This window comes from Vibrio algicola (genome assembly GCF_009601765.2).
Classification (GTDB): domain Bacteria; phylum Pseudomonadota; class Gammaproteobacteria; order Enterobacterales; family Vibrionaceae; genus Vibrio; species Vibrio algicola.
The window spans coordinates 1,906,447-1,922,754 of sequence record NZ_CP045699.1 but is presented as its reverse complement, the minus strand read 5'-3'; the positions used below and the strand labels follow the sequence as shown (position 1 = coordinate 1,922,754).

Sequence of the window (16,308 nt, the reverse complement as noted above, 5' to 3'; positions counted from 1 at the left end):
TTTTCCAAATAGAAAGTGTCTATTTTTTGCGCTGCCAGAGTGAATCCTTAGATTCAGCAATCACAATGTAATGCAAGCGAGTATATTTCAGACCGAGTGTGGTATGATTTGCACAAAATTTTAAAGGGTGAATAGAGTCATGTTAGAGAACGTTAAAGTCATTTTAGTTGGTACTTCCCATCCAGGCAATATTGGTTCAGCTGCTCGTGCAATGAAAGTCATGGGGCTAACAGAAATGGTTTTAGTCGCGCCGCAATGCCAGGTGGATGAACAAACCCGTTCGCTGGCTTCTGGCGCCGCCGATGTGGCTCAAAATGCCGTAGTGGTAGAAACACTAGAAGAAGCGATCGAAGATTGTGTGCTGGTGGTAGGATCAAGTGCCCGTTCTCGCACCCTGGAATGGCCAATGCTTGAACCACGAGAGTGTGGTAAGAAATTTGTCGAAGAAGGCCAAAAAGGCAAAGTGGCGATTGTGTTTGGCCGTGAACGTACTGGGCTAACCAATGAAGAGCTACAAATGTGTCATTTCCATGTTTGTATTCCAGCTAACCCTGAGTACAGTTCGCTTAATCTTGCGATGGCGGTGCAAACCATCAGCTATGAAATTCGAGTTGCATTTTTAGATTGGCAAACGTCGGCTTACCCGCAATCAGAACAAGAAGCCTACCCGCGTAATAAAGAATTAGAAATGTTTTATCAGCACCTTGAAAAAGTGTTGTATAGCACCCAGTTTATATCTAAAGATAAGCCTAATTTAGTAATGAATAAATTCCGTCGCTTATTTAGCCGTGCTCGCCTAGAGCAACAAGAGTTAAATATGTTGCGAGGAGTATTAACCGCGATCGAAAAATCGACCTCAAATGATGATAAATCTAATTAAATCATAGCGCCAATACCTGAGTAAATCAGTCAAATAAATAGTTGACTGATTTGCTCGGGTATGTGACTATATTATCCACATGCTTACTGTGGGTACGAGGCAATATGAGACTGACATCAAAAGGAAGATATGCGGTAACGGCAATGCTGGATGTAGCATTACATTCTAGCGATGGACCGGTTCCGCTGGCTGATATTTCAGAGCGACAAGGGATTTCATTATCTTATTTAGAGCAACTATTCTCTCGCTTGCGTAAAGCCGGATTAGTAGCCAGTGTTCGTGGCCCCGGTGGCGGTTACCGACTTGGGATCAATGCTGACGATATTGTGGTTGGCGCAGTGATTGCCGCGGTTGACGAATCGGTCGATGCGACTAAGTGTCACGGTAAGGGCGATTGCCAAGGTGGTGTGCGCTGTCTTACTCATACGTTATGGCATGATTTAAGTGCCCGTATTAGTGACTTCCTTGATGGGATCACCTTAGGCGAATTAATGAAGAATAATGAAATTCAAGATATTACAGAACGCCAAAACATAGAGCTGGTAGTCAATAATGGCTTTGGTAATAAGAATATTAATGCCAAAGAACAGACAAAATCTAAAACTATCGGTATGAATGCTCGCGTCTAAGTGAGCAATACGTTTTTACATTGGAGTAAAGAATGAAACTGCCTATTTATTTTGACTATTCAGCAACTTGTCCAGTTGATCCTCGCGTCGCCGACAAAATGGTTCAATGTATGACGATGGATGGCAATTTTGGTAATCCAGCCTCTCGCTCGCACCGTTTTGGTTGGCAAGCAGAAGAAGCTGTCGATCATGCGCGTGACCAAATCGCCGAGCTTATCAATGCAGACCCGCGTGAAATTGTCTTTACCTCGGGCGCAACTGAATCAGACAACTTAGCGATTAAAGGTGCGGCGCACTTTTACGGTAAGAAAGGCAAGCACATCATTACCTGCAAAACCGAGCACAAAGCCGTGCTTGATCCATGCCGCCAACTAGAGCGTGAAGGTTTTGACGTGACGTATCTTGAGCCTGAAACCAATGGCTTAATTGATCTGAAAAAACTGCAAGCGGCACTGCGTGAAGATACGGTATTAGTGTCTATCATGCATGTGAATAATGAAATCGGTGTGGTGCAAGATGTTAACGCGATTGGCGACATGTGTCGTGAACGCAAAATCATCTTCCACATGGATGCAGCACAATCTGCGGGTAAATTACCCATCGACGTACAGCAGTTGAAAGTGGATTTGATCTCATTCTCAGCACACAAAATTTATGGCCCGAAAGGCATTGGCGCATTATATGTTAGCCGCAAGCCTCGCGTTCGCCTTGAAGCGCAAATGCACGGTGGTGGTCATGAGCGTGGTTTCCGTTCAGGCACTCTTCCTACTCACCAAATCGTGGGTATGGGCGAAGCCTTTGCGATTGCTAAACAAGAAATGCAACAAGATTACGATCACGCATTAATGCTGCGTACCCGTTTGCTTAATGGCTTGAAAGACATGGAGGCGTTAACCATTAATGGTGATTTAGAACAGCGCTTACCAAACAACCTCAACATTAGCTTTGCTTTCGTTGAAGGTGAATCATTGTTGATGGCATTAAAAGACTTAGCAGTATCATCGGGCTCTGCTTGTACTTCAGCTAGCCTAGAGCCATCGTATGTTTTACGTGCACTTGGTTTAGAAGATGAATTAGCGCATAGCTCAGTTCGTTTCTCATTTGGTCGCTTCACTACCGTAGAAGAAATTGATTACGCGGTTGAGCAGATCATTGTTGCCGTAACAAAGCTCCGTGATATGTCACCACTTTGGGATATGTACAAGGAAGGGGTTGATTTGAACACGGTTGAGTGGGCACATCACTAATACTAATTATCGACTTAGGTTGGATATGGTATCGATCATTCCAACCTCAGTAGCAAGGATTTGAGGACAATATTATGGCGTATAGCGAAAAAGTAATTGAACATTATGAGAACCCACGTAACGTCGGTTCTTTTGATAAAGAAGATCCATCTATCGGTAGCGGTATGGTTGGTGCTCCAGCTTGTGGTGACGTAATGAAACTGCAAATTAAAGTATCACCAGAAGGCATTATCGAAGATGCGAAATTCAAAACTTATGGTTGTGGTTCTGCTATTGCATCAAGCTCACTGGTCACTGAATGGGTGAAAGGTAAAAGTTTAGATGAAGCAGCATCAATCAAAAACTCTGAAATTGCTGAAGAATTGGCACTACCACCAGTGAAAGTACACTGCTCAATTTTAGCAGAAGATGCGATCAAAGCAGCGGTATCCGATTACAAAAAGAAACATCAGTAAGACTGGTTTAGTGAGGGAAGGTGATTATCTTCCCTTATTCTTTACTCGTTTTATTTTTACTTATATTGATTGAAACTACACAAGGTTGAAGTATGGCCATTACCATGACAGATGCGGCAGCAGGTCGCGTAAGAACATTTTTAGAAAACCGCGGGAAAGGTCTAGGTTTACGCTTAGGAGTAAGAACCACGGGATGTTCTGGTATGGCGTATGTACTTGAGTTTGTCGATGCACTCAATGAAGAAGATCAAGTATTTGAACATGATGGTGTTAAAATCATTATTGATCCAAAAAGCTTAGTTTATCTTGATGGTACTGAACTCGATTTTGCCAAAGAAGGCTTAAATGAGGGCTTTAAGTTTAATAACCCGAATGTAAAAGGTGAGTGTGGTTGTGGCGAAAGCTTTAATGTCTAGCAGCTTCTAACATCTAAAAGCTTGAACATTTAACTGTTTTTATTCATCTTATTATGACAGCCGGTAGTTTATGATGACAACGAGCGGCGGTTTGGTTTTATCTCTCAGTTCAAAAGAAGCCGCATTATGAATCACTTTGAATTATTTGGCCTGTCTAATCAGTTCGATTTAGATAAAAATCAGCTATCGGATAAGTTTAGAGATCTGCAACGCCAATTCCACCCTGATAAATTCGCGTCTGCCTCAGAGCGCGATCGTCTGATGTCAGTGCAAAAAGCAACTGAAATAAATGATGCTTATCAAACCTTAAAACACCCTTTAAATCGCGCCGAATACATACTCGCTTTACAAGGCGTAGATATTCGTGGCGAACAACAAACGATGAGTGATCCCGCTTTTCTAATGGAGCAAATGGAATTACGCGAAACACTTGAAGATATTTCGCATTCTCGTGATCCTGATAGCGCATTAGTTGATTTTGATAGTAAAATTCAAGCCATGTATCAGCAGCAAATCGAACAATTACAACAACAATTAATTAATCAAGATTGGAATGTTGCGGCTGATAGCGTAAGAAAACTTAAGTTTGTCAATAAATTACGCCTCGAAATTGAGCAGTTAGAAGATAAACTGCTGGGTTAATAGGCCAAGATAAAAGGACCGAGTAATACCATGTTACTTCAAATTGCCGAACCAGGACAAAGCGCTGCACCTCATCAACATAAATTTGCCGTCGGTATCGATCTCGGTACCACCAATTCATTAGTTGCCGCTGTGCGCAGTGGAAGTTGCACCCCTTTAGCCGATGAAAATCAGCAAACCATTCTTCCTTCTGTTGTCAATTACGGTGAGCAAAATATTGTAGTGGGCCATGCGGCTAAAGCATTGGCGCAAAGCAACCCTATTCATACTATTAGCTCGGCAAAACGTTTAATCGGTCGTTCTTTGGCGGATATTCAAACACGCTACACCACCTTACCTTACCAATTTAAAGCCAGCGACAATGGCTTGCCTTTAATTGAAGTACCAACTGGTCAGGTAAATCCTATCCAAATCTCGAGTGAAATATTAAAGTCATTAGCAGCGCGAGCAGAGAAAGTCTTAGCTCATGAATTAGAAGGCGTGGTGATTACTGTTCCCGCTTATTTTGATGATGCCCAACGTGCCGGTACCAAAGATGCGGCTGAATTAGCGGGTCTCAAAGTTTTACGCTTACTCAACGAGCCGACAGCGGCGGCAATCGCTTATGGTTTAGATTCAGGTCAAGAAGGTGTCATTGCAGTCTACGATCTTGGCGGTGGTACCTTTGATATTTCATTATTGCGTTTATCTAAAGGCGTATTTGAAGTGCTAGCCACAGGTGGTGACTCTGCGCTTGGTGGTGATGATTTTGATGATCTTATTGTCGATTTTTTCAAGCAACAGGCTGATATTAAACAGCAGTTAAGCGCCGAGCAACATCGAGTTCTACTGGATGCGGCGACCCAAGCCAAAGTTGAATTATCACAACAAGCCCAAGTTCAAGTTGATGTGCTTGGTACTTTCATTACCTTGACTCGTGAGCAATTTGAACACTTGATCCAACCGTTAGTGAAAAAAACACTTTTATCATGTCGCCGCGCTTTAAAAGATGCTGAAGTTAGCGTCGATGAAGTTGCCGAAGTGGTGATGGTCGGCGGTTCGACTCGCACATTATTGGTGCGGAATATGGTCGGTGACTTCTTTGGTCAAACGCCATTAACCAGCATTAATCCAGATGAAGTGGTCGCGATTGGCGCCGGTATTCAAGCGGATATCTTAATCGGTAATAAGCCCGATTCTGACATGCTATTACTGGATGTGATCCCATTGTCACTTGGGATCGAAACCATGGGAGGTTTAGTGGAGAAAATCATTCCACGTAACACCACTATTCCCGTTGCCAAAGCACAAGAATTTACCACTTTTAAAGACGGTCAAACCGCAATGTTGGTGCATGTAGCTCAAGGTGAACGTGAAATGGTCGGGGATTGTCGCTCTTTAGCGCAGTTTACTTTGCGTGGTATTCCGCCAATGAAAGCGGGCGCAGCGCATATTCGCGTAACTTATCAAGTCGATGCCGATGGCTTACTATCGGTCACCGCGATGGAAAAAAGTACCGGCGTGCAAGCGGATATTCAAGTTAAACCATCGTATGGTTTAAGCGACAATGAAATCGCCGACATGCTTAAAGCATCAATGACTCATGCTAAACAAGATATGCAGACTCGAGCGCTAGCGGAACAAAAAGTCGAAGCAGACCGCGTGATTGAAGGCTTGCTGGTGGCATTACAAGAAAACGGCGAGCAATTACTCAGTGTTGAAGAATATCAAGCGATTGAAGGCTCATTGAAAGTGTTGATTGGTTTGCGTAATGGCACCGATGCCGATGCGATTGAACAAGGCATTAAAGATACCGATAAAGCGAGCCAAGATTTTGCTTCTCGTCGTATGGATGTATCAATTCGAGCGGCGCTGTCTGGCCAATCAGTGGATAACCTATAACACCAATTGAATAATAAATACCAATTAAATAATTAGAGTAGGATGGATTATGCCTAAGATTGTTGTACTACCACATGAAGAATTATGCCCAGAAGGCGCGGTATTAGAAGCGAAAAAAGGCGAGTCAGTACTGGATGTGGCGTTAAAAAATGGAATTGGTATTGAGCATGCGTGTGAAAAATCTTGTGCCTGTACCACTTGTCACATCATTATTCGTGAAGGTTTTGATTCATTAGAAGAAAGCGAAGAACTTGAAGACGACATGCTAGATAAAGCATGGGGTTTAGAGCCTGAGTCTCGTTTAGGTTGCCAAGCATTAGTCGAAGATCAAGATCTGGTGGTTGAGATCCCTCGTTACACCATCAACCTAGCATCAGAAAAACATTAAACCAAAAGGATAGGGTTATGGGATTAAAATGGTCTGATTCACAAGATATCGCGATCGAACTGTATGAGAAGTTTCCGGATTTAGATCCAACCACAGTTCGTTTTACCGATATGCATCAATGGATCACCGAACTTGAAGAGTTTGATGATCAGCCTAATAAGTCAAATGAGAAAATTCTCGAAGCGATTTTATTGTGCTGGTTGGATGAAGTTTAAGTTTTATTCGCTGGATAGTCACTTCAATGACTTTGATTGTCGTTGATTGTCGTTGATTGCTGATTTTGCTGGTCATTGATCAGTTGTCGTTGAAAGGTAATCCATTTTGATGGCACTTTAATCAATCATTGCATGAGTCAATATCTTGTTACGCCAATTAAAGCCTCTTCGGAGGCTTTTATGCTATTTAGTGCACAAGTCTCTTGCCGTTTTCATGTTAAATCAGTAAAAATCCATTATGATAGTTCTCAGTTTTTTACATTCACCTATTAATTCTCTTGGCTACTCAAGCCACATTAAAGTGAGAAAGGAGTCGAAATGTCTACATCTATGTTGGTTTCAATTACACAACAAGCCGCTTTGCCACAATGGGGTGAAAAAGCGCTGCTATCTTTTGATGAAAATGGCGCAGTTATTCACATAACTTCTGCAACCGATATCGATGCGGTGCAGCGTGCAGCACGTAAATTAGACGCTCAAGGTCTTAAGCACATTGAACTTAGCGGTGAAGGTTGGGATTTAGAGAAAATCTGGGCATTTGTACAAGGTTACCGTTCATCGAAACAAGGTAACCCAATTACTTGGCCTGCATTAGACGCTGCTCAACAAACCGAGCTTGAAGCGCGGATCAAAACTACCGATTGGGTGCGCGATATTATCAATAAAAGCGCTGAAGAAGTGGCGCCACGTCAATTGGCGACCATGGCTGGCGAGTTCATTAAGTCTATTGCACCACAAGGCAGTGTAAGCTACCGCATCGTGAAAGATAAAGATCTGCTGACCGAAGGTTGGAATGGAATTTATGCTGTAGGTCGTGGCTCTGAGCGCACCTCTGCCATGTTGCAACTGGACTTTAACCCAACCGGTGATGACAACGCACCAGTGTTTGCTTGTTTAGTCGGTAAAGGGATCACGTTTGATTCCGGTGGTTACAGCATCAAAGGCTCTGGCTTTATGGATTCAATGAAAGCCGATATGGGCGGAGCGGGCACCATTGCGGGCGGTTTAGCGTTAGCGATTACTCGCGGCTTAAACAAGCGTGTCAAACTGATCTTATGCTGCGCAGAAAACATGATCTCTGGTCGCGCGTTAAAGCTGGGTGATGTGATCACATATAAGAATGGTAAGACGGTTGAAGTGATGAATACCGATGCCGAAGGTCGCTTGGTGTTAGCCGATGGTCTCATGTACGCCAGCGAGCAAAACCCTAAGCTTATTATTGATTGCGCCACCTTAACCGGCGCAGCTAAAAATGCACTTGGCAATGACTATCACGCTTTATTATCGTTTGATGATAAATTGGCGCAAAAAGCACTGAAACAAGCCAAAGTAGAATCAGAAGGTCTATGGCAATTACCGGTGGAAGACTTTCACCGCAAGATGCTGCCGTCTAATTTCGCCGATATGTCTAACATCTCAGCGGGAGGTTATTCTCCAGGCGCTAGTACGGCAGCCGCTTTCTTGTCGTATTTTGTTGAGGATTATAAAAAAGGCTGGTTGCACTTTGATTGCGCGGGTACTTACCGTAAAACCAGCAGTGACAAATGGTCGGCAGGCGCAACCGGTATGGGCGTAAGAACCTTAGCTGGGCTGTTAATTGAACAAGCGAAATAATTTTCTGACAAGGAGAGGAGCGATCCTCTCTTAACGATAATAAATTAAATAGGACATAAATTATGGCTACGGAAAGAACGTTTTCAATTATTAAGCCCGATGCGGTCGAGCGCAATTTAATTGGTGAGATTTATCATCGTTTTGAAAAAGCGGGACTGTCGATTGTGGCGGCTAAAATGCTGCATTTGACCGATGCTCAAGCAAGCGGTTTTTATGCTGAACATGAAGGTAAACCCTTCTTTGATGGTTTAAAAGAGTTTATGACATCAGGGCCGGTTATGGTTCAAGTGTTGGAAGGCGAAAATGCGATCATACGTTACCGCGAACTAATGGGAAAAACTAATCCTGAAGAAGCGGCTTGTGGCACCATTCGTGCTGATTATGCACTTAGCATGCGTTATAATTCGGTGCATGGTTCCGATAGTCAGGAGTCAGCGGCGCGTGAAATTGAGTTCTTTTTTCCGCAAGCTGAAATTTGCCCGCGCACAAAGTAGTCACTCAAACATGCACTATACTTAAAGAGGCCAATGGGTCTCTTTTTGTTTTTTAAGCGGTACTCGACCTGCTTTAAAGTTGCAAACCAACCGTTTTTAAGTTGCAAACCATAATGTTTAAGTTGCAAGCAAAGAGTACAACAAGCCTTGTTGTTAATGGCTAAAGCCTGTACAATTCGCGCCCTAATTTATTGTTCCATTAGTGAGAAAAACATGACCATCACAAAAGTAAATCTTATGGATTTTGATCGTAAAGGTCTACGCAAATATTTTGCCGAAGAGCTGAATGAAAAAGCCTTCCGCGCCGATCAGATCATGAAATGGATCTATCACTTTGGTTGTGATGATTTCGCACAAATGAACAATATCAATAAAGTGCTACGCGCTAAGCTAGAGCAACGCTGTGAGATCCGCGCTCCTTATGTATCAGAAGCGCTACACTCAAAAGATGGCACCATCAAGTGGGCGATGCGTGTTGGCGATCAAGACGTAGAAACTGTCTATATTCCAGAAGATGATCGCGCGACGTTGTGTGTCTCATCTCAAGTCGGTTGTGCTTTAGAGTGTAAATTTTGCTCAACCGGTCAGCAAGGCTTTAATCGTAATTTGAAAGTGTCGGAAATTATCGGTCAAGTATGGCGCGCAGCACGCGAAATTGGCTTACAAAAAGAAACAGGACGCCGTCCAATTACCAATGTCGTGATGATGGGTATGGGCGAGCCTCTACTTAATATGAAAAACTTGATCCCATCACTTGAGATCATGCTTGATGATTTAGGTTTTGGTTTATCAAAGCGTCGTATTACGGTATCGACTTCTGGCGTGGTATCAGGACTGGATCAAATGACCGGAACCATCGATGTTGCTCTTGCTATTTCATTGCATGCACCAACCGATGAATTGCGTAGCCAAATCATGCCGATTAATGATCGTTGGAATATCGAAGCCTTTTTAGCTTCAGTTCAACGCTATATTGCCTCATCAAATGCTAACCGAGGTCGTGTCACCATTGAGTATGTTTTACTCGATCACGTCAATGATGATATGCAACATGCAAGACAGCTCGCAGAGTTACTAAAAGATACCCCTGCAAAAATTAATTTGATTCCCTTTAACCCTTATCCTGGGTCACCATATAAAAAACCAAGCAACTCGCGTATCGATCGCTTCCAGAAAACATTAATGGAATACGATTACACCGTGACGGTTCGAAAAACTCGTGGTGATGATATAGATGCAGCGTGCGGGCAATTAGTTGGCGATGTGATCGACCGAACAAAACGCACAAAGCAGAAACAACAAGGGGAACCAATCCCAATTAAAGCTATCTGATAATAGCAAGATAGATAACAGATTGGCCCTTGTTTTGAAAAAGGATGAGTGTCAATGTTATCAATTAAGAAGTTGGTCTTTATTTCGGTAGTTAGTTTCCTAACCGGTTGTGTTACAGTGACAGATAACCCCAAGATGGGGAAGTTTGACAATATTAAAGCCTCAGAAGGTCGAATTTCGCTCGGACTGGGGTATTTAGAAGATAACCACATGGTCAAAGCAAGGGAAAACCTTGAAATGGCGGTGCAATATGCCCCAACCTATTATCGAGCGTTAAACTCACTGGCGTATTATTACCAAAGAGTTGGGGAACCAGAATTAGCGGAAGATGCTTACGAGAAAGCGTTAAAGAGCTCACCTAAAAATGGTGATGTACTCAATAACTATGGTGCATTTTTATGTCGCCAAGGTGATTACAAAAAAGCCGATGAATACTTTAATCGCGCGATAGAACAGCCTTATTATTACCTGGTTGCGGCCAGTTATGAAAACGCGGGACTCTGTGCATTAAAAAGCGGTGATAAAGATAAGGCAAGTAATTACTTCTCTCGGGCGCTTGCCCATGATCCAGACAGAGCAAAATCAGCGTTACACTTAACTGAATTGGAAATTGAAAAGGGTGAATTTTCCGATGCAAGGCTCCGTTTGTTTAAATTTAACAAGAGATATGGATATCACCCCGTCAGTTTAGGGCTGCTCATAAAATTAGAACATAAAGCAGACAACCCTGAAATGGTGTCTAAATATGGCAACATATTAAAGGCTAAATATCCAACCTCTGACCAATATCAGAAGTACGTGCAGAATGAGTACTGAAAATAAGATTGAAGTAGAAGAAATAACACAACATAAACTCAACACGTCACTCGATACGGAAACGTTATCTGTGGGTGAAATATTACGCCTTCGACGTGAAGAGCTCGGACTGACTCAACAAGATATTGCAAAACGATTGCGACTTAAAATAGCCGTAATTGAAAGCATTGAAAGTCACGAGTTTGAATCGCATCAAGTAGCCACTTTTATTCGTGGCTATTTTCGATCTTACGCCAAAGTGGTGGGAGTCAATGAGAAAGATATCTTGAAGGCATTAGAACTTTCAGGTGAAGGGCAACACCAGCATAAAGAACACAGCATGCAAAGCTTTTCTCAACAGACTAAAAAGCAAAAACATGACAATCATATTATGCGTCTCACTTGGGGGATCTTGGTAGTTATTCTCGGTATTTCGTCTATCTGGTGGTGGCAAAATCATCAACAAGATACGCTTTCTGCCATTTCTATTCAGCATGAACAGGCAGAACAAGCTAAGTTAGCGCTAGAACACCCATCGACACAAGAAAATACCGCTCAAACTGATGGTCAATTACAAGAGCCAACGTTAGCGGTGTCAGCAAGTGAAGATGCCCAAACCTCGACAACACCGCAACCGACGGATACAACGACGACAACTGGTGAGAATGCCAGTCAGCATGAGGCTACCCCTGTAGGCACAGAGCAAGCTCCACAAATATCAGATGCCAAAGAATCGGTAAGCACAGAACAAACTCAAATTAAAAACCTATCGCATGATGAAACGGCAAATAAGCCATTAGCGATGACGTTTAAACAAGATTGTTGGATCCAAGTAAAAGATAGCACCGGTGCGATTTTAGCCACAGGGCTGAAAACATCCGGTCAATCAATCACTTTAACTGGCAAAACGCCTTACTCTATAATATTAGGTGCTCCGGAAGGGGTTTCTATTACATTAGCCGATGAACCTGTCGACCTTTCTCGCTATACTGCTGGGAAAGCCGCTAGACTGACATTACTGTAGATAAATTATGCATCACGAATCCCCTATAAAACGTCGAGCTTCGACCCGTATTTATGTTGGCAACGTTCCAATTGGTGACGGTGCTCCGATTGCTGTCCAATCCATGACCAATACCCGCACCACTGATGTGGCGGCGACGGTCGCTCAAATTAAAGCACTTGAAAATGTCGGTGCCGATTTGGTTCGCGTCTCTGTGCCTACTATGGATGCGGCCGAAGCGTTTAAACAGATCAAGCAACAAGTTAATGTACCGTTAATTGCCGATATTCACTTTGATTACCGTATTGCATTAAAAGTGGCAGAATACGGAGTAGATTGTTTACGTATTAATCCAGGCAATATTGGTAATGAAGCCAGAATTCGTTCGGTGGTTGATTGCGCCCGTGATAAAAATATTCCGATCCGTATTGGGGTCAATGGCGGTTCGCTTGAGAAAGAAATTCAATTGAAATATGGCGAGCCAACGGCGCAAGCATTAGTCGAATCGGCAATGCGCCATGTTGATATCCTTGATCGCTTAAACTTCGATCAATTCAAAGTCAGCGTGAAAGCGTCCGATGTTTTCCTCGCGGTCGACTCTTATCGTTTACTAGCCAAACAAATCGCACAACCTTTGCATCTTGGTATTACCGAGGCTGGTGGCGCACGTGCAGGTTCGGTAAAATCGGCGGTTGGTTTAGGCATGTTATTATCCGAAGGCATTGGTGATACCTTACGTATTTCTCTAGCCGCCAATCCGGTAGAAGAGATTAAAGTCGGATTTGATATCTTAAAATCACTACGTATTCGATCTCGTGGAATCAACTTTATCGCTTGCCCGACGTGTTCTCGCCAAGAGTTTGATGTGATTGCTACTGTCAATGCATTAGAAGAGCGTTTAGAAGATATAATCACCCCAATGGATGTTTCCATTATTGGTTGTGTCGTCAATGGCCCAGGTGAAGCAGAAGCTAGCCATATGGGTATTGCTGGCGGTAGTAACAAAAGTGCATTTTATGAAGATGGAAAACGCCAAAAAGAACGTTTTGATAACGACAATGTGATTGAACAGCTTGAAGCTAAGATCCGCGCCAAAGTCGCGATGTTAGATAGCGCTAATCGCATTGCGATCGATAACATTGACCCGGATAACGCTAATAAGTAGTCATCCCCTAGATAATATTGAATGGTAGAAACTGTGAGTAAAACAATTCAAGCAATTCGAGGCATGAACGACTGCCTACCGACTCAATCTCCTTTGTGGCACAAAGTGGAAGATGCAGTTAAGAATGTCGTCAGTTCTTATGGTTACAGCGAAATTCGCATGCCAATCGTTGAAGTGACCAATTTATTCAAACGCGCAATCGGTGAAGTGACCGATGTGGTTGAAAAAGAAATGTACACTTTTGAAGATCGTAATGGAGATAGTCTTACTTTACGTCCAGAAGGCACAGCTGGTTGTGTGCGCGCTGGAATTGAAAATGGCTTGATCTACAATCAAGAGCAACGTTTATGGTACATGGGACCAATGTTCCGCCATGAGCGCCCACAAAAAGGTCGTTACCGTCAATTTCATCAAGTTGGTGTCGAAACATTTGGTATAAATGGTCCAGATGTGGATGCAGAACTTATCATGATGACCGCGCGTTTATGGCGTGAACTCGGTATTGATAAGCATGTTCGTTTGGAATTAAATTCGATTGGTTCGATAGAATCGCGTGCTAATTACCGTACTGTTTTAATTGAGTTTCTTGAGCAGCATATCGACGTATTAGATGAAGATTGTAAGCGCCGTATGTACACCAATCCATTGCGTGTGCTCGATACTAAAAACCCGGCAGTGCAAGCTATTTTAGGTGATGCACCGCAATTAGCCGATTATCTTGATGATGATTCGCGTGAGCACTTTGCTGGTTTATGTGAATTATTGGATGCGGCGGGAATTGAATATCAAGTCAACCAACGTTTAGTACGGGGTCTTGATTATTATAACAAAACTGTCTTTGAATGGATCACCGAAAGCCTAGGCGCACAAGGTACCGTTTGTGCTGGTGGCCGTTATGACGGTTTAGTTGAGCAACTTGGTGGCAAACCTGCGCCTGCGGTTGGTTTTGCTATGGGGCTGGAACGTTTAGTTCTGATGATGGAAACCTTAGAGCTGAACGATGTTCGTAAACCGGTGGATGTTTACCTCGTTACTGCGGGTGAAGGGACATTGATCAACGGCATGAAATTAGCAGAAGAACTGCGTGAAAAGGTGTCAGGCTTACGCTTAATGACGCATTTTGGTGGTGGCAACTTTAAAAAACAATTTAAACGTGCAGATAAAGTCGGTGCTTCAATTGCATTGGTGCTGGGCGAGAATGAAGTCGCAGAGAAAACAGTGGTAGTGAAAGATCTAACCGGTGGTGAGCAACAAACGCTCGCTCAGTCTGAACTGGCCGCTTATTTAGCCAATGCTATTTAATTAATTATTTTTAGAATTTAAACAGAGGACAGCACGTGAGTATCTACGACGCAGATGAAGAACAACAAGTAGAAGCAATTAAAGATTGGTGGGCAGCCAACGGTAAAGCGGTGATCATTGGTGTAGTTATCGGTATCGGTGGCATTATTGGGTGGCGTTATCACCAAGACGGCATTACTGCTGAGCAAGAAGCTGCTTCTCATGGTTACAATGCATTGATTTCAAATCTTGAAGCAAAAGGTTTATCAGCAGAGAAAACCACTCAAGAGTTTATTACCGCCAATGATAAAACTTCTTATGCGGTTTTAGCTTCTCTACAGCTAGCCAAAGCTCAAATTGACGCCAATAAATTGGATGACGCACTCACCCAATTAAAATGGGCTAAGTTGCATGCCAAAGATGAAACGTTACTGCCAATCATTTCTTACCGCATTGCTCGTGTCTTAGCGGCTCAAGCGCAATATGATGCTGCAATCAAAGAAGTATCAACTGTGAAATCAGAAGCATGGAAAGCGCGTAATCAAGAGTTGCTAGGTGATATTAACTTGCTAAAAGGCGATAAAGAAGCAGCCCAAAAAGCGTATATTCAAGCGCAGCAAGATGGTAGCCAGAACCAAGCTTTACAAATGAAAATTGATGATCTTGCCAAGTAGGGAATGCTTGAATGAAAAAATTGCTTAAACGTGGTCTTGCGCTTACTTTTATTACCTTAGGGTTACTTGGGTGTTCGAGTGAGGAAGATACGATAGTGATGTCGCCACTGCCTGTGGTGAAGAGTCAATTTACGCCGAAAACAATATGGACGGCGTCTATCGATGATGGCGTTGGGCATTATTTCTCTAAGCTTGCTCCAACCTATGCATACGATAAAGTGTTTGTTGCCAGCCGTGACGGTGATGTTAAAGCGCTTGACCCTAAAACAGGTAAAACCCTGTGGGAAAAAGACTTAGGCAAAGATGAACCGGCGCGTTTATCTGGTGGTGTTACCGCATTGTACGACAAAATATTTATTGGCTCTGAAAATGGTCAAGTATACGCATTATCGGTCGATGATGGTTCCTTGGTATGGCAAAAAGATATTGAAGGTGAAGTACTCGCTAAGCCGCTTGCCGATCAAAATTTTGTGATGCTCAACACCGCCAAAGGCTCATTAATTGCACTAGACCAAGATACTGGTGAACAAGAGTGGGATATTAGTAATGAAGTGCCGAACTTAACCTTACGTGGTGATAGCTCCCCTGCCTCTGTTTCTGGTGGTGTTTTTTGGGGAATGTCGAATGGTCGCCTAGCTGCTGCTTTGATCCAAAAAGGTCAATTATTGTGGCAACAGCCGATTGGTACACCGAAAGGATCAACCGAGATTGATCGCTTAGTCGATGTCGATGCTTCGCCACTTATTATCGGTGCAAACCTTTATACTGTCGGAATTAATGGCCAATTAGTAGCAGTCGATTTACGCTCCGGTACACCAATGTGGAAACGTACTTATTCTTCCGCCACTGACTTAGCCACCGATGGAAGCAAGCTGTTCGTGGTAACAGATAAAGATCATCTCATTGGCGTTGATGTCCGTAGTGGTACTAAGTTGTGGGAAAATAATGATCTTCAATATCGTCAACTATCAGATCCAACGGTGATTGGTGATTATTTGGTGGTCGGTGATAACGAAGGTTACTTACATTGGATTGACCGTGATACAGGCGCATTTGTGGCACAACAATTAATCGGCGATGATGATGATGGCATTGCGGTTGCTCCAATCGCGTTGGACGATGGCTTTGTAGTCATAACACGTGAAGGGGAAATAAAGAAAATGCAGATCCCCGACGGATCGTGATATAATCCGCCAC

General features: G+C 43.1%; 18 protein-coding genes. All 18 read left to right on the top strand.

Annotated elements, in window-relative coordinates; all coding sequences use genetic code 11:
- Positions 1-139: 139 nt before the first annotated feature.
- The 18 genes from trmJ to bamB all read left to right on the top strand — a co-directional run bounded on the left by trmJ (position 140) and on the right by bamB (position 16,295).
- Positions 140-880: a tRNA (cytosine(32)/uridine(32)-2'-O)-methyltransferase TrmJ gene (gene trmJ, locus GFB47_RS08795; protein WP_153447650.1), complete on the top strand. Its 741-nt coding sequence runs from the start codon at positions 140-142 to the stop codon at positions 878-880.
- A gap of 104 nt (positions 881-984) precedes the next feature.
- Entirely contained in the window at positions 985-1,509 is a 525-nt protein-coding gene (iscR, locus tag GFB47_RS08790) for a Fe-S cluster assembly transcriptional regulator IscR (protein ID WP_153447649.1), read from the top strand.
- A gap of 32 nt (positions 1,510-1,541) precedes the next feature.
- Positions 1,542-2,756 carry an IscS subfamily cysteine desulfurase gene (locus GFB47_RS08785; protein WP_153447648.1) on the top strand — a complete coding sequence of 405 codons (1,215 nt, stop codon included), beginning with the start codon at positions 1,542-1,544 and terminating at the stop codon, positions 2,754-2,756.
- 74 nt (positions 2,757-2,830) lie between these two features.
- Positions 2,831-3,211, top strand: a complete 381-nt coding sequence (iscU, locus tag GFB47_RS08780; RefSeq protein WP_153447647.1) for a Fe-S cluster assembly scaffold IscU — start codon at positions 2,831-2,833, stop codon at positions 3,209-3,211.
- A gap of 92 nt (positions 3,212-3,303) precedes the next feature.
- Complete coding sequence (gene iscA, locus GFB47_RS08775; RefSeq protein WP_153447646.1) at positions 3,304-3,627, top strand: iron-sulfur cluster assembly protein IscA; 324 nt, start codon at positions 3,304-3,306, stop codon at positions 3,625-3,627.
- Between the two features lie 126 nt (positions 3,628-3,753).
- Positions 3,754-4,269, top strand: a complete 516-nt coding sequence (hscB, locus tag GFB47_RS08770) for a co-chaperone HscB (protein WP_153447645.1) — start codon at positions 3,754-3,756, stop codon at positions 4,267-4,269.
- A 30-nt stretch (positions 4,270-4,299) separates the two neighbouring features.
- Positions 4,300-6,150, top strand: a complete 1,851-nt coding sequence (gene hscA / locus GFB47_RS08765) for a Fe-S protein assembly chaperone HscA (RefSeq protein WP_153447644.1) — start codon at positions 4,300-4,302, stop codon at positions 6,148-6,150.
- Positions 6,151-6,199: 49 nt separating this feature from the next.
- Positions 6,200-6,538 carry an ISC system 2Fe-2S type ferredoxin gene (gene fdx / locus GFB47_RS08760; RefSeq protein WP_153447643.1) on the top strand — a complete coding sequence of 113 codons (339 nt, stop codon included), beginning with the start codon at positions 6,200-6,202 and terminating at the stop codon, positions 6,536-6,538.
- Between the two features lie 17 nt (positions 6,539-6,555).
- On the top strand, positions 6,556-6,753 hold the full coding sequence (iscX, locus tag GFB47_RS08755; protein WP_153447642.1) for a Fe-S cluster assembly protein IscX: 198 nt from the start codon (positions 6,556-6,558) through the stop codon (positions 6,751-6,753).
- Between the two features lie 318 nt (positions 6,754-7,071).
- Entirely contained in the window at positions 7,072-8,367 is a 1,296-nt protein-coding gene (gene pepB / locus GFB47_RS08750; protein WP_153447641.1) for an aminopeptidase PepB, read from the top strand.
- A 62-nt stretch (positions 8,368-8,429) separates the two neighbouring features.
- Positions 8,430-8,861: a nucleoside-diphosphate kinase gene (gene ndk, locus GFB47_RS08745; protein WP_153447640.1), complete on the top strand. Its 432-nt coding sequence runs from the start codon at positions 8,430-8,432 to the stop codon at positions 8,859-8,861.
- Positions 8,862-9,074: 213 nt separating this feature from the next.
- Positions 9,075-10,193 (top strand): bifunctional tRNA (adenosine(37)-C2)-methyltransferase TrmG/ribosomal RNA large subunit methyltransferase RlmN, encoded by a 1,119-nt coding sequence (locus GFB47_RS08740; protein WP_153447639.1) that lies wholly within the window; start codon positions 9,075-9,077, stop codon positions 10,191-10,193.
- Positions 10,194-10,247: 54 nt separating this feature from the next.
- A complete protein-coding gene (pilW, locus tag GFB47_RS08735; RefSeq protein WP_153447638.1) occupies positions 10,248-11,009 on the top strand; it encodes a type IV pilus biogenesis/stability protein PilW in 762 nt (253 codons plus the stop codon).
- Positions 10,999-12,012: a cytoskeleton protein RodZ gene (gene rodZ, locus GFB47_RS08730; RefSeq protein WP_153447637.1), complete on the top strand. Its 1,014-nt coding sequence runs from the start codon at positions 10,999-11,001 to the stop codon at positions 12,010-12,012. The genes pilW and rodZ overlap by 11 nt, the downstream gene beginning before the upstream one ends.
- A 7-nt stretch (positions 12,013-12,019) precedes the next feature.
- Positions 12,020-13,156, top strand: coding sequence for a flavodoxin-dependent (E)-4-hydroxy-3-methylbut-2-enyl-diphosphate synthase (gene ispG / locus GFB47_RS08725; protein ID WP_153447636.1), 1,137 nt, complete (start codon positions 12,020-12,022; stop codon positions 13,154-13,156).
- 33 nt (positions 13,157-13,189) lie between these two features.
- Positions 13,190-14,458, top strand: coding sequence for a histidine--tRNA ligase (gene hisS, locus GFB47_RS08720; protein ID WP_153447635.1), 1,269 nt, complete (start codon positions 13,190-13,192; stop codon positions 14,456-14,458).
- A gap of 35 nt (positions 14,459-14,493) precedes the next feature.
- On the top strand, positions 14,494-15,111 hold the full coding sequence (locus GFB47_RS08715; protein WP_153447634.1) for a YfgM family protein: 618 nt from the start codon (positions 14,494-14,496) through the stop codon (positions 15,109-15,111).
- A gap of 11 nt (positions 15,112-15,122) precedes the next feature.
- A complete protein-coding gene (gene bamB, locus GFB47_RS08710) occupies positions 15,123-16,295 on the top strand; it encodes an outer membrane protein assembly factor BamB (protein ID WP_153447633.1) in 1,173 nt (390 codons plus the stop codon).
- Positions 16,296-16,308: the final 13 nt, after the last annotated feature.

Bases quoted from the DNA above. Each gene is read 5' to 3' on its own strand.
- iscU (WP_153447647.1), top strand. From the start codon at position 2,831: ATGGCGTATAGCGAAAAAGTAATTGAACATTATGAGAACCCACGTAAC.
- iscA (WP_153447646.1), top strand. From the start codon at position 3,304: ATGGCCATTACCATGACAGATGCGGCAGCAGGTCGCGTAAGAACATTT.
- hscA (WP_153447644.1), top strand. From the start codon at position 4,300: ATGTTACTTCAAATTGCCGAACCAGGACAAAGCGCTGCACCTCATCAA.
- GFB47_RS08740 (WP_153447639.1), top strand. From the start codon at position 9,075: ATGACCATCACAAAAGTAAATCTTATGGATTTTGATCGTAAAGGTCTA.
- iscR (WP_153447649.1), top strand. From the start codon at position 985: ATGAGACTGACATCAAAAGGAAGATATGCGGTAACGGCAATGCTGGAT.
- bamB (WP_153447633.1), top strand. From the start codon at position 15,123: ATGAAAAAATTGCTTAAACGTGGTCTTGCGCTTACTTTTATTACCTTA.
- hscB (WP_153447645.1), top strand. From the start codon at position 3,754: ATGAATCACTTTGAATTATTTGGCCTGTCTAATCAGTTCGATTTAGAT.
- fdx (WP_153447643.1), top strand. From the start codon at position 6,200: ATGCCTAAGATTGTTGTACTACCACATGAAGAATTATGCCCAGAAGGC.
- pilW (WP_153447638.1), top strand. From the start codon at position 10,248: ATGTTATCAATTAAGAAGTTGGTCTTTATTTCGGTAGTTAGTTTCCTA.
- GFB47_RS08785 (WP_153447648.1), top strand. From the start codon at position 1,542: ATGAAACTGCCTATTTATTTTGACTATTCAGCAACTTGTCCAGTTGAT.
- pepB (WP_153447641.1), top strand. From the start codon at position 7,072: ATGTCTACATCTATGTTGGTTTCAATTACACAACAAGCCGCTTTGCCA.
- iscX (WP_153447642.1), top strand. From the start codon at position 6,556: ATGGGATTAAAATGGTCTGATTCACAAGATATCGCGATCGAACTGTAT.
- rodZ (WP_153447637.1), top strand. From the start codon at position 10,999: ATGAGTACTGAAAATAAGATTGAAGTAGAAGAAATAACACAACATAAA.
- ispG (WP_153447636.1), top strand. From the start codon at position 12,020: ATGCATCACGAATCCCCTATAAAACGTCGAGCTTCGACCCGTATTTAT.
- trmJ (WP_153447650.1), top strand. From the start codon at position 140: ATGTTAGAGAACGTTAAAGTCATTTTAGTTGGTACTTCCCATCCAGGC.
- ndk (WP_153447640.1), top strand. From the start codon at position 8,430: ATGGCTACGGAAAGAACGTTTTCAATTATTAAGCCCGATGCGGTCGAG.